We start from the raw sequence: 12,772 nt of genomic DNA on the forward strand, positions 1-12,772 counted from the left end.
ATAAAATCAACCTTTTACATTTGCCACTCCGATTGCAGCACCATCTTCCGATCGCTGTTATCCCCAGATTTTTTGATCCCTTTTCTAAAGGGTAAATCCGGGGATAAAGGCGAGCGCTTTGCTTCTACAGATTGGTTCTGCACTCTCCGTTACCATGTAAAATTGCACTTGTTAATATTGAATATCACAAGATAGTTTAAAGATGGTTTATTAAGTGCGGTATGCCGCGTTAATTCTTACATAATCATAAGTCAGGTCACAGCCCCATGCTGTAGCCTTTCCTTCGCCGTGGTGCAGATCCACCACAATGCGAACCGTATCAGTTTGCAAGTAGGCCAGTGCCGCTTCTTCGTCAAATACAACTGGACGGGACTGCTCAAGTACCAAGATATCTCCCAAACGGATATCTACGGTGTCCGGGTTAACCGGCTGTCCTGCACGCCCCACGGCTGCAATAATCCGTCCCCAGTTTGCGTCCGCACCAAACATCGCTGATTTCACCAGGCTGGAGCCGATAACCGTTTTGGCAATCGCCTGTGCCGACTCATCACTCACTCCACCCGTAACCTGCACCTCGACCAGTTTGGTTGCCCCTTCACCATCACGTGCAATTGCTTTGGCCAGCACTTCACACACATAAGTGAATCCTGCAGCAAAAGCTTCCCAGTCCGGATGGTCCGTAGTCAGTTCTTCGTTCCCCGCCATTCCACTGGACATCGCAACCAACATGTCGTTCGTGCTCGTATCTCCATCTACGGTGATCATGTTAAATGTATGGTTGGTCGCCTGACGAAGCAAACTTTGCAGTGCTTCTGCGCCAATAACCGCATCACTCGTCATAAAGGCGAGCATGGTCGCCATGTTGGGATGAATCATCCCAGATCCCTTGGCTGCACCTGCAATCGTAACGTTCTTGCCGTTTACAACGACAGATACGCAGGCTTCCTTTTTCACCAAATCGGTCGTCAGGATCGCTTGAGAGAATTGCTCTGCTTCATTGGGATCCTGCCCCAAACTTGCCGGCAATGCGCTGATACCCGAGTGTACTGCGTCCATTTTCAACAACTCACCGATCACACCGGTCGATGCCACAGCAACATCCTCTTCAGCTACGCCAAGTTCACGTGCGGCTGCCGAACGCATCGCATATGCATCCTTTTCGCCCTGCTGCCCGGTACAAGCATTGGCATTACCACTGTTAACAACCACGGCCTGAAGGCGTCCATTGCTCAAGCTCTCGCGAGTTACCTTCAGCGGCGCAGCCTGGAATACGTTCGTCGTATACACGGCAGCTGCCGTGGCTGGCACTTCACAACGGATCGCTCCGATATCGTTGCGTGATGTTTTTTTCAAACCGCAATGAAGTCCGCCAGCAGCGAACCCGCGCGGGGTTACAATCGTTCCGTTTTCCACTATGGTGTAAGCCTGTTGCTTCACATTTGTTCCCATATGTTATCCCCCGTTTGCGTTCGGCTGCATGCCGATTGACCGCCTGCTAATCCTGAATTCGGTGATCTCCTGAATGGCTCCGGAAGTGCAGCAGCCTGCTCTCCCGATCCCCTTCTTTACGGATATACCGGCGTCATGTTCAGCCCGAGGTTTTCCTCCCATCCCATCATCAGGTTCATATTTTGAATCGCTTGCCCGGAAGCACCCTTCACCAGGTTGTCGATGACCGATATGATTGTTAAGCGTCCGGTTCTTGGATCCACTGCAAATCCGATATCACAGTAGTTGGATCCTTGCACTTCTTTGGTCGAAGGCCAGATTCCTGGTTCACGTACCCTTACAAACGGTCGATTCTCATAATACTTGCGGTACAGATCTACCAGATCCCGATCACTGTGATCTCCCACCAGGCTGGTGTACATCGTACTCATGATCCCTCGTGTCATTGGCACCAGGTGCGTCGTAAACGTCACCGTTACCGGACTTCCGGTAATATTGCCGAGCACTTGCTCAATCTCAGGGATATGTTGGTGTTTGTTGAGTTTATAGGCTTTGAAATTTTCGTTCATCTCTGCATAATGGTATGCCTGAGCTGTTCCCCGTCCAGCACCGGATACACCGGATTTGGCATCGATAATAATTGTGGATGGATCGATCCATCCTGCTTCCACTGCAGGAATAAGTCCAAGAAGGGTAGCTGTAGGATAACAGCCCGGGTTGGAAATAAAGTTTTTGCCTTTTACTTCATCCCCGTACACTTCGGCCATCCCGTATACAGCCTTTTCGAGCAGATCACTCGGCGGAGCCGGGTGCTTATACCACTCTTCATACACGGCTCCATCCTTCAATCTGAAGTCCCCAGACAGATCGATCACCTTCAGCTCTGCTTCGAGCAGGCTCGGGACGAGCTTCGCGCTTACTCCGGATGGGGTAGCCGTGAATACCAGATCTGCACGTTCGGCAATCTCAGCTGGAACTACGCCATCCAGTGGCCTGCGAATCACATCCGTCAAATGCGGAAATCCGTCTGCAATAGACTCGCCGCTGCTGGATGAAGAGATCACCGAAGTGATTTCAACCTGTGGATGGTTCTGAAAAAAACGAATCAGCTCCACCCCGCCATAGCCGGTGGAACCGACAATTGCCACTCTCAATTTGTTACTCACTCTCGCTCCCCCAATCCTGTTGTATGCGATACTTATACGATGCTCACGCCCTCAAACGGCCCTCACACGGTAATTCCGTCGCTTCTATGCATATTTGTGTATTATTATACGACTCTAGTTATATAAATACAACACTCTACCATCAATTTCACATGGATTCTTATCAAATCCGAACATATCTTTCCAATATCTGCGGGACGAACCCGAATACTTCTGCTAAAATACGTTTTATAGGAAAGATTACATACCAAGGTCTTATTCATAACAAATTCTACACGAGGAAGGGTTTATGAATGGATTCACGTTGGTCATTACGAGACATGGGGGACTACAGTGCATATCGAATCCATTTTACTTATGGTACTCCTGGGCCTGAATATTATCTTCGCTGCAGCAGTCGTGTTCTTCGAACGTAAGGATGCCAGTGCATCCTGGGCTTGGCTGCTGGTATTGAACTTTATTCCTGTGCTTGGGTTTGTACTTTATCTACTAACAGGTCAGAATCTGACCCGCTACCGGCTGTTCCAATGGAAAGAGAGAAAGAAGCTTGGTCTGGAGGAACGCATCGCCGCACAACTCGAACAGCTGCATGACAATCGGACGCCATTCAACAACAGAGCCACCGAAAGCAGCCAGGACATGATCTATATGAATCTGAAACAGAACGGCGCTCTCCTTACGGAAGACAATGCTGTAGAGATCATCACCGATGGAACGGACAAATTCCAACGGTTACTCGATGATATTGAAGCCGCGCAGGATCATGTTCACGTGCAATATTACATTTACCGGGGCGACCGGCTGGGTAAACGCATTCGGGATGCTCTGATCCGCAAAGCGCGGGAAGGCATCAAGGTTCGTCTGCTGTACGACGCGCTTGGATCGCGGCGGGTATCGAACCGCTTTTTCAAAGAATTGCGCGAGGCAGGCGGTTTGGTGGAAGTCTTTTTCCCATCGAAATTCAGCCTGATTAACCTGCGTATGAATTACCGCAACCACCGTAAAATCGTCATCATTGACGGTAACCTCGGTTATACAGGCGGATTCAATGTGGGGGACGAGTACCTCGGGTTGAACTCCAAGTTTGGTTATTGGCGCGATACCCACCTGCGGATTCAGGGAAATGCCGTTCATGCGCTTCAGACGCGCTTCCTTCTCGATTGGAACGAGGCATCCAAGCAGCATGATACCCCTTATGTTCCTGAACATTTCCCGCATATTGAGGGTACAGGAACGACGGCGATGCAGATTGTCTCCAGCGGACCAGATGCAGAGACAGAGCACATCAAGAACAGTTATCTGAAGATGATTAATGGAGCCAAACATTCCATTCTGATTCAGACGCCTTACTTTATCCCGGATGCCAGTGTATTCGAAGCCATACGTCTCGCGTGCCTGTCAGGTATCGATGTACGCATCATGATTCCCAATAAACCGGATCACGCCTTCGTATATTGGGCCACGCTGTCTTACATTGGTGAGCTGTTAAAAGTCGGAGCAAAAGTATTTATATACGATAACGGCTTCATCCATGCCAAAACGCTCATTATTGACAGCATGGTCGCATCGGTGGGTACTGCCAATATTGATTACCGCAGTTTCCGGTTGAACTTTGAGGTGAATGCCTTTATGTATGATGAGGTCATCGCCACGGCATTGGTCAACACTTTCGAGCATGACCTTAAGGTATCTCGCGAGATGACGCAGGAGGAGTACAACAAGCGCAGCCTGAAGATTCGTTTCAAAGAAGCGATCTCCCGCTTACTGTCTCCAATTTTGTAACAGGGTCATTCAAAACGTAAAAAGCAGGGACATCCTCCGCCATGTTGGCTGGAATGGACATCCCTGCTTTTTTATTTTAAATGTCACCTCTTTAATAAGCGCTGAAATTATGCCTCGTCTCGCTTAAAGCCCTCGCCAAGCACTTCGTGCGCATTACTGATAATAACAAAAGCACCCGGGTCCACGGACCGGATCAGTGCTTTCAGTCTCGGCACCTCATTTTGCCCAACGACGACCATCAATACGATACGCTGGTCGTCCGTGTAGCCACCCTTCGCCTCCAGCTTCGTTAATCCACGATCCAGATCGGCTAGAATGACTTTAGTGATCGGCTCCGTCTTGTTGGAAATAATATAAGCAACCTTCGAGTAGCCAAGTCCCATCTCCACAGCATCAATGACTTTTCCGGTAACGTATAATCCAATCAGTGCATAAAGTGACTGTTCCAACGACAATACAAACGCAGCCATAATGATAACGGTAGCATCCATGATTACGACGCAAAGAGAGTAACTGAGTCCACTGTATTTCTGTACGATTCTGGCGAGGATACTCATCCCACCTGTTGAACCTCTTCCCCGGTATACAATGCCGATGCCGAGCCCCACACCAATACCTCCATATAGAGATCCAAGCAAAGGATTCGTCGTCGGAATGGCCCAGTCTTTCGTCAGATAAACAAACAGGGGCAGCACAATACTGCCGAGCACTGAACGGATCCCGTACTGTTTACCAATAAGCAGAAACCCTGCGATGAGAAGTGGAATATTGATGGCCCACTGCGTGTATGCGGGCTCGAGCCCCAGCCATTCCTTTCCGAGAATAGACAGCCCGGATACTCCACCTGAAGCGATCTGATTAGGTAATAAAAATAAATTAAAGGCTACCGCAATGAGAAACGAACCAAAAATAATGGATGCCGTATCTACTACGTTTCTCCAGGGTCCATTCAGGGGAATAAGGGTGGCTAACCTCTTTTTGCGGTTTGAAACGAAATGCTGATGCTCTTGCATGGTTGTCGTGCTCTCCTTTTATATGACTGATAAGTTGCTGATTTTTCTTCCCTATTTGGGCTCAAAAAAAAGCCCCTGTATACACCAGCATACGCCTACACGTATCCGGTCCATACAGGAACTTTGATTAATCGGTTTCTACTTTAATCTGGCTGCGCAAATAACCGTCGATGAATGCATCGAGGTCGCCGTCCATGACTGCACCTGTATTCCCTGTCTCTACGCTCGTACGGTGATCCTTTACCATACTATAGGGATGGAATACATAGGAGCGAATCTGGCTTCCCCATGAAATATCCGACTGATCGCCTCGGATTTCATCCAGCTGTTGTTTTTGCTCTTCAATTTTACGCTCATACAGTTTGGAACGAAGCATCGTCATCGCGCGCTCACGGTTCTTGATCTGTGAACGTTCGTTCTGACACGTTACCACGACTCCGGTAGGAATGTGTGTGATCCGTACGGCAGAGTCGGTGGTATTGATGTGCTGTCCACCCGCACCACTCGCACGATACGTATCGATCTTCAAATCCTCTGTCCGGATGTCCACTTCCACCGTATCATCAATCTCTGGAACAACGTCACAGGATACGAAGGATGTATGTCTGCGGCCCGAAGAGTCAAAAGGAGAGATCCGCACCAATCGATGGACACCCTTCTCTGCTTTCAAATAACCATAAGCATTGTGTCCCTTGATGGACAACGTAACACTTTTAATCCCGGCTTCATCACCTGGCAGATAATCGAGCACCTCTACCTTAAAGCCGCGTTTCTCAGCCCAGCGAGTGTACATCCGGAGCAGCATTTGTCCCCAATCCTGTGACTCGGTACCACCTGCCCCCGGGTGAAGCTCAAGAATGGCATTCATTTTATCGTACGGTTGATTCAGCAGAAGCTGAAGCTCAAACTCTTCCAGCTTGCTCACGATTGCCGTTACGCTGCTACCAACCTCGGCGGCCAGATCTTCGTCGCCTTCTTCATCGGCCAGTTCAACCATCATTAGGGCATCATCATAGTCCTGCTGGAGTTTGGCGTATTGATCAACCGATCCCTTCACCGCATTCATCTCAGCGATCACAGACTGTGCCTTCTCATTATCATCCCAGAAGTCGGGAGCCGACATCTTCTCTTCAAAGTTCTCAATCATTTCCTGTTTGAGATCTAAGTCAAAGAGACCCCCTAAGGTTTGTTAGTTTCTTGCCTATTTCACGCAGGTCCTGCTTCACGCTTGGATCAATCATGTGCAATTCCTCTTTTCATTAAGATAAGCTCCCCGCAAACCGGGCACTTCTCCAGATCGGGTGTCAGATGCTTCACCTTGGTGTCCAGATTACCATTATAGCGGCAATTCTCTTCACCTGGATCATGGCTGCATAGTTATAACTATGCACCAATCACCGGTTATGCATCCTTCATTTGATCATTTGAAATGCCCGGCTGCAAGGAGCCGTTCATGTATTCTATATAAGTTAATCTAGGAACTATTACACCATAACACTCCGATTGCAGTAGCATCTTCCGATCGCTGTTATCCCCAGATTTTTTTGATTCCCTTTTATAAAAGGAACAAATCTGGTGATAAAGGCGAACGCTTCGCTTCTCCAGATTGCTTCTGCAATCTCCGTTATGGTGTAAGAGAATATCGCTTAACTATTCTTGGCCGTGGCAGTGTTTATACTTTTTGCCGCTGCCGCATGGACAAGGATCGTTGCGGCCGATTTGGTCGGAGACTTTTACCGGACGCTTCTCAGCAGGTTCTCCGCTAGTCGAGATCTGGCTCTCTTCCACTACCGCCTGACGCTCCTGATTGCTCTCGATTTGAGCTCTCATCACATAAGTTGCCACTTCTTCCTGAATCGAAGCAATCATCTGATGGAACATTTCGAAGCCTTCAAATTGATACTCACGCAGTGGATCTGTACCGCCGTATGCACGAAGGTGGATACCTTGACGCAGTTGATCCATTGCATCAATGTGGTCCATCCATTTGCTGTCGACTGCACGAAGCACAACAACTTTCTCGAATTCACGAACCATCTCTTCACCGATACGCTCTTCACGTGCATTGTACTTCTTCTGCACTTTATCAAACAGGTACTCGATGATCTCTTCGGCTTCCTTGCCCCACAGATCGTCTTTGGTAATCGAACCATCATCCAGCAATTTGCTGTTCATATAGTCCGCTACTTCCTGCAGTTCCCAGTTCTCTGGAATGTCGTCACTGCAGTGCGCTTCAACAATACGTTCAATGGAAGGCTTGATCATATCCATAACGATCTGTTTGATATTTTCCGATTCAAGCACCTCGCGGCGCTGTTTATAAATAATTTCACGCTGTTGGTTCATGACGTCATCATATTGAAGAACGACTTTACGTACATCAAAGTTGTTTCCTTCAACACGTTTCTGTGCGGACTCAACTGCACGAGTGATCATGCGGCTCTCAATCGGTTGGTCCTCTTCAAAGCCAAGACGCTCCATCATGTTCAATACATTATCTGCACCGAAACGTCTCATCAGCTCATCACCAAGTGACAGATAGAACTGTGTAGAACCCGGGTCACCCTGACGTCCTGCACGTCCGCGCAGCTGGTTATCGATCCGGCGTGATTCGTGACGCTCTGTACCGATGATATGAAGACCGCCGACTTCAGCTACGCCTTCACCCAAAATAATATCTGTACCCCGGCCAGCCATGTTGGTTGCGATCGTAACCGCACCAGCTTGACCAGCTCCAGAGATAATTTCTGCTTCTTCCGCATGGTACTTGGCATTCAGCACCTGGTGTTTCACACCACGGCGTTTCAGCATGTCGGAAAGACGCTCAGAGTTCTCGATCGATACTGTACCGACCAGAACCGGCTGGTTTTTGCTGTGGCGTTCTACGATCTCTTCAACTACAGCTTTAAACTTGCCGTCGATGCTCTTGTATACAACATCTGCCATGTCATTCCGTTTGTTCGGACGGTTGGTAGGAATCTGCAATACTTCGAGGCCGTAGATTTTCTTAAATTCTTCTTCCTCGGTTTTCGCTGTACCCGTCATCCCCGCAAGCTTGCGGTACATCCGGAAATAGTTCTGGAACGTAATTGTAGCGAGCGTCATACTCTCGTTCTGTACCTCAATGCCTTCCTTCGCTTCAATCGCTTGGTGCAAACCATCGCTGTAACGACGTCCTGCCATCAGACGGCCTGTAAACTCATCGACGATCATGACTTCTTCTTCGCTGACTACGTAGTCGACGTCACGACGCATGATTACGTTCGCTTTCAGCGCCTGTACGATGTGATGGTTAAGCGTGACATTGGCGTGATCATACAAGTTCTCAATGCCGAATGCTTTCTCCGCTTTAGCTACCCCACCTTCAGTAAGGGCAACGGATTTCACTTTGATATCTACTGTAAAGTCATCTTCCGGCGTCAGACGTTTGACAAAACGGTCTGCAGCATAGTACATATCCGTCGACTTCTGAGCTTGTCCGGAAATGATCAGAGGCGTACGCGCCTCATCGACCAGGATGGAATCCACTTCGTCAATGATACAGAAGAACAGCGGACGTTGTACCATCTGCTCTTTGTAGAGCACCATATTGTCACGCAGATAGTCGAATCCAAATTCATTGTTCGTTCCGTACGTGATATCACAAGCATATGCATGCTGTTTCAGCGCATGATCCATGCCGCTCAGGTTAACCCCAACCGTCATGCCCAGGAATTCGTAGATCTGTCCCATTTCCTGGCTGTCACGCTGTGCCAAATAGTCATTGACGGTAACGACGTGTACCCCTTTGGACATCAATGCATTCAGGTAAACCGGGAGAGTTCCCACGAGGGTTTTACCTTCACCCGTTTTCATCTCGGAGATGCGGCCCTCATGCAGAGCAATACCACCCAGCATCTGTACGTCATAGTGACGTTTGCCCAGAACCCGGCGGGATGCTTCACGTACCGTTGCGAATGCTTCCGGCAGAAGCTCATCCGTTGTTTCCCCTTTTTCAATACGGGCACGAAACTCCTCGGTTTTGGATTTCAGTTGCTCATCAGACAATGCCTGAAATTGTGGTTCCAGTTTATTGATCACATCGACCGTCTTCATCAGACGTTTAACATCACGTTCGTTCATGTCGCCGAAGATCTTTTTGACAAGTCCTAGCATGGTATACCCCTTTCGTGCAAAACAGAATAGACCCCCTGCTGCCGCCATGCGACACCATCGGATGGATATGTGCATCCACTTGCCCGGGGGTGACAAACGATATAAAACATTAATATGGATGAATCAACTCCAGGCTTGGCCAGGATTACTCATGAAGCTGATTCGATATTCACGGACTCGCTCCTTGCATAATAAGGGCAAATCCAAACCTTACGAATCATGTTCATGGTGCTGTGCCTGTCATTGATTATGATTAGCGATCATTCGTTGACAATTCCTCATCAGGACAATGATTCTCTTGCATAAATTGTAACAGTTTGTAAGGGTCGCCGCAACACGCCGAGGCATACTTCTTAGAACTTCTGGAGCCTCTTCGTACACGTTTAAGTGCAAAAAATCATAGCCGTTAGCGGAAGCCTTTCTTTTCGCTGTTATATTTTCAGATCATATGGTGAGTCCAAGGAAATGTTCATGGTAAAATTGGAACCTTTTCTCAGTTTACTGAGTCTATCATAAAACTCCATTATTTACACTTTAAGAGTAAAAGTTCATCTTTTAGGTGGGCAGTGATCCTTCTTCCTACTCTCTATTAGACGCGTCTGCATGGGAAATAGTTTCATAAACTTGCTTGCACAAATTTTCCCGGCTGCGTCCATGCAGAAAAGAGCCCCATCCCGTATGGGACTGAGGCTCTTGTTAGTTTGTTCATTTAATCATACAGGATACTAAGATGTCCTCCTGTAGTCCAATTTTCGTAAGTACTCATTTTACCTTTTAATGGTTCAATCAGAGTCATTTGTACAAGGTGATTAACCTTGCTCGATTAAACCATATTTCCCATCGTTCCGTTTGTAAACAACGCTGACCTCTTCATTCTCAATGTTGGAGAATACGAAGAAATTGTGGCCGACCATGTTCATTTGGAGGATTGCCTCTTCCACGTCCATCGGTTTCAACATAAACCGTTTCGTCCGTACCACTTCAAAATCATCGTCCTCTGTATCCACATCCAGTTCAGCCGTAGCTACTGTACCTGTCGGATCTTCAACGAAGAGTGTCTTCAAGCTGCCTTCCTGGCGGAACTTCCGGTTAACTTTCGTTTTGTGTTTACGGATCTGACGTTCCAGCTTGTCTACCACAGCGTCAATGGAAGCGTACATATCATCGCTCTCATCCTCAGCGCGGAGCACAATGCCTTTCAAAGGGATCGTCACCTCGACCGTATGCAAGCCTCTCGTCGTGCTCAATGTAACAGCACCGTCAGAGTTAAGGGGTGCATCGAAATACTTCTCGAGTCTACTTAACTTTTTGTCGACATAATCTTTCAAAGCATCGGTAACCTCGATTTGTTGACCTCGAATACTTAAATTCATAGGGCACTCCTCCTTTTCCTTTGCCACTTCATTATAACACGAATGTAAGCGCCATGTAAAAACTCCGGGTGACCGAATCATGACATCTGTGCAAGTCACATCTGCCCACCTACGTGTAACGCCATATTTCGCGATATTTCATCATATTTAGGCGAAATTCTTTATTTACATGATGTTGATATAGGGCGCTTGAAGAAGTAATTAACCGTTTTCCTCATTCCTCAATCTATTATGTAATATCTTAAAAAGAATCTATTAGAAAAACAAAAAAAGACCCCGGAAAACCGGAGTCTATTGCTAGCGATAATTCAATTGGTAACCATCTAACCATATATGTAGGTCGGATTGTCCGGATGATTATAATTTGATTACGTTAGCGGCTTGAGGTCCACGTGCGCCTTCGACGATGTCGAATTCTACGGATTGACCTTCTTCCAAAGTTTTGAAGCCTTCGGATTGAATTGCGGAGAAGTGTACGAATACGTCGCCGCCATCTTCAGTCTCGATGAAACCGTAACCTTTTTCTGCGTTGAACCATTTTACTTTACCTTGCATGCACTAACATTCCCTTCGTCGTCAAATGAAGTGAGGCTCTTGCCCGAGGCCTTAGCCCACAATTCAGACTATACCATCCAAACTTATCCATTGTCAATTGGTAAAGAAAATGTTTTATTGGTATTTTTTGTAGGATAATATGGGTTTATGTTGAACCATGAAACATTGTGTAGTACAAAGCCTATTAAACTTCTAATTAGCTTAAAGTATTTTTAGGTGTCCAACAATTTATTACACTAAAAGTAGAACAAGAAAACGCAGACTTAGCAATAACTTTTTTTCACACTGAGTTCATTACAAGAGTTTATATTATTATAATGCTATATCAAAGGACCTACCACGGCTGTAATTCTGATAAAACAAATAAAGGAAACTATTCATTATAAAAATAACACCTCACGGAAATAAAATGGAAGATGCACTTACATTCCGTCCATTCTAACACCTTGAAACCTTTTGTTTATAGAATTTTTCCCTACAAAATTAAGCGCACCAGATCGAGCAAAAAATAAGATCCCTAGTTCAGTTATTTACTGTACTTAGGGATCTCTGTTTATCATTTTCTTTTGTCCATTAGGAAGCTATCTGGCGCATATCCCGCTTCGTATGCATTTCGCTGCATCTTGGCTTGTCCATGATTCTTGAGCCAGCTGCCAGCCTCCTCCTTCAAGCTATTCATTCTCTCAAGGAGAAGAGAGTCCTGCTCAAGGACGGCTCTTAAACGCTGCTGTTGCTCAGGCGTAAGCTGGGCTACCTCAATCATGTCAAGAATATGATCCACCAGTCCTTGACGCTTATCAACAAACTCCGCCAATTCTTCCGAGCTCACTTGATTGATCTGATCAATCATCTGCTGGGTCAGAGCCTCAAGGTCAGCAATACGTTCATCCATGAACTTTCTCCTGACCTGTAGTTACCTTTATAGCCTGCGCCCAGGTTGCTCTTAATTCTGTGAGGTAGCCTAGAGCCTCCTCAGCAGGCTCAGATTCCTTCTTCACATTTGACTGGGTCAGAAGGTGGTTCACATACTCATAAAGTGCTGAAAGTCCCTTGGAAACTTCATAAGAAGAATCCAGCGTAGACATGAGCTCACTAACTATGGTCTGAGCCTTCCCCAGGTTCAAATTTATTTTTTCCAAATCCTGATGTTTAAGCCCATCTATACCCGCACGTATAAAGCGTATAGCCCCATCATAAAGCATAATTAGAAGCTGCTCAGGTGTTGAAGTTTGAACGGACGACTGACGATACTTTTCATAAGGAGATGTAATCAATTGCT

The 12,772-nt window shown here is 46.9% G+C and carries 10 protein-coding genes; 1 reads left to right on the forward strand and 9 read right to left on the reverse strand.

The features are described from left to right. Positions 1-210: 210 nt before the first annotated feature. Both argJ and argC read right to left on the reverse strand, forming a co-directional pair. Entirely contained in the window at positions 211-1,449 is a 1,239-nt protein-coding gene (gene argJ / locus MHB82_RS27035; protein ID WP_445671241.1) for a bifunctional glutamate N-acetyltransferase/amino-acid acetyltransferase ArgJ, read from the reverse strand. Between the two features lie 116 nt (positions 1,450-1,565). Next, on the reverse strand, positions 1,566-2,615 hold the full coding sequence (gene argC, locus MHB82_RS27040; protein WP_341176269.1) for an N-acetyl-gamma-glutamyl-phosphate reductase: 1,050 nt from the start codon (positions 2,613-2,615) through the stop codon (positions 1,566-1,568). 333 nt (positions 2,616-2,948) lie between these two features. On the opposite strand from argC, the gene cls reads away from it, so the two are divergent. Beyond that, positions 2,949-4,397: a cardiolipin synthase gene (gene cls, locus MHB82_RS27045; protein WP_095359913.1), complete on the forward strand. Its 1,449-nt coding sequence runs from the start codon at positions 2,949-2,951 to the stop codon at positions 4,395-4,397. 107 nt (positions 4,398-4,504) lie between these two features. Here cls and MHB82_RS27050 read toward each other — a convergent pair whose 3' ends face one another. From MHB82_RS27050 to fliS, 7 genes are all read right to left on the reverse strand, one after another. Beyond that, the gene (locus tag MHB82_RS27050; RefSeq protein ID WP_341176270.1) at positions 4,505-5,410 is read right to left on the reverse strand and encodes a YitT family protein; all 906 of its coding nucleotides are present in this window, start codon (positions 5,408-5,410) and stop codon (positions 4,505-4,507) included. Between the two features lie 127 nt (positions 5,411-5,537). Continuing rightward, a protein-coding gene (gene prfB, locus MHB82_RS27055; protein ID WP_341176271.1) for a peptide chain release factor 2 occupies positions 5,538-6,651 on the reverse strand; the annotation gives its coding sequence in 2 pieces (ribosomal slippage) (positions 5,538-6,578 and positions 6,580-6,651; 1,113 coding nt in all). 409 nt (positions 6,652-7,060) lie between these two features. Continuing rightward, positions 7,061-9,565, reverse strand: a complete 2,505-nt coding sequence (gene secA / locus MHB82_RS27060; RefSeq protein WP_341176272.1) for a preprotein translocase subunit SecA — start codon at positions 9,563-9,565, stop codon at positions 7,061-7,063. An 809-nt stretch (positions 9,566-10,374) separates the two neighbouring features. Continuing rightward, positions 10,375-10,938 carry a ribosome hibernation-promoting factor, HPF/YfiA family gene (gene hpf, locus MHB82_RS27065; protein ID WP_095359917.1) on the reverse strand — a complete coding sequence of 188 codons (564 nt, stop codon included), beginning with the start codon at positions 10,936-10,938 and terminating at the stop codon, positions 10,375-10,377. 357 nt (positions 10,939-11,295) lie between these two features. Next, positions 11,296-11,493, reverse strand: coding sequence for a cold shock domain-containing protein (locus tag MHB82_RS27070; RefSeq protein ID WP_024631599.1), 198 nt, complete (start codon positions 11,491-11,493; stop codon positions 11,296-11,298). A gap of 556 nt (positions 11,494-12,049) precedes the next feature. Beyond that, entirely contained in the window at positions 12,050-12,385 is a 336-nt protein-coding gene (locus MHB82_RS27075; protein ID WP_341176273.1) for a hypothetical protein, read from the reverse strand. After that, positions 12,378-12,767 carry a flagellar export chaperone FliS gene (gene fliS / locus MHB82_RS27080; protein ID WP_341176274.1) on the reverse strand — a complete coding sequence of 130 codons (390 nt, stop codon included), beginning with the start codon at positions 12,765-12,767 and terminating at the stop codon, positions 12,378-12,380. Before fliS ends, MHB82_RS27075 begins: the two co-directional genes overlap by 8 nt. Positions 12,768-12,772: the final 5 nt, after the last annotated feature.

The sequence above is a fragment of the Paenibacillus sp. FSL K6-2862 genome (assembly GCF_038005125.1).
GTDB lineage: Bacteria > Bacillota > Bacilli > Paenibacillales > Paenibacillaceae > Paenibacillus > Paenibacillus illinoisensis_A.

What these genes read in the sequence shown, in the direction of transcription:
- MHB82_RS27075 (WP_341176273.1), bottom strand. Translation starts at nt 12,385, where the DNA reads ATGGATGAACGTATTGCTGACCTTGAGGCTCTGACCCAGCAGATGATT.
- secA (WP_341176272.1), bottom strand. Translation starts at nt 9,565, where the DNA reads ATGCTAGGACTTGTCAAAAAGATCTTCGGCGACATGAACGAACGTGAT.
- hpf (WP_095359917.1), bottom strand. Translation starts at nt 10,938, where the DNA reads ATGAATTTAAGTATTCGAGGTCAACAAATCGAGGTTACCGATGCTTTG.
- MHB82_RS27050 (WP_341176270.1), bottom strand. Translation starts at nt 5,410, where the DNA reads ATGCAAGAGCATCAGCATTTCGTTTCAAACCGCAAAAAGAGGTTAGCC.
- argJ (WP_445671241.1), bottom strand. Translation starts at nt 1,449, where the DNA reads ATGGGAACAAATGTGAAGCAACAGGCTTACACCATAGTGGAAAACGGA.
- MHB82_RS27070 (WP_024631599.1), bottom strand. Translation starts at nt 11,493, where the DNA reads ATGCAAGGTAAAGTAAAATGGTTCAACGCAGAAAAAGGTTACGGTTTC.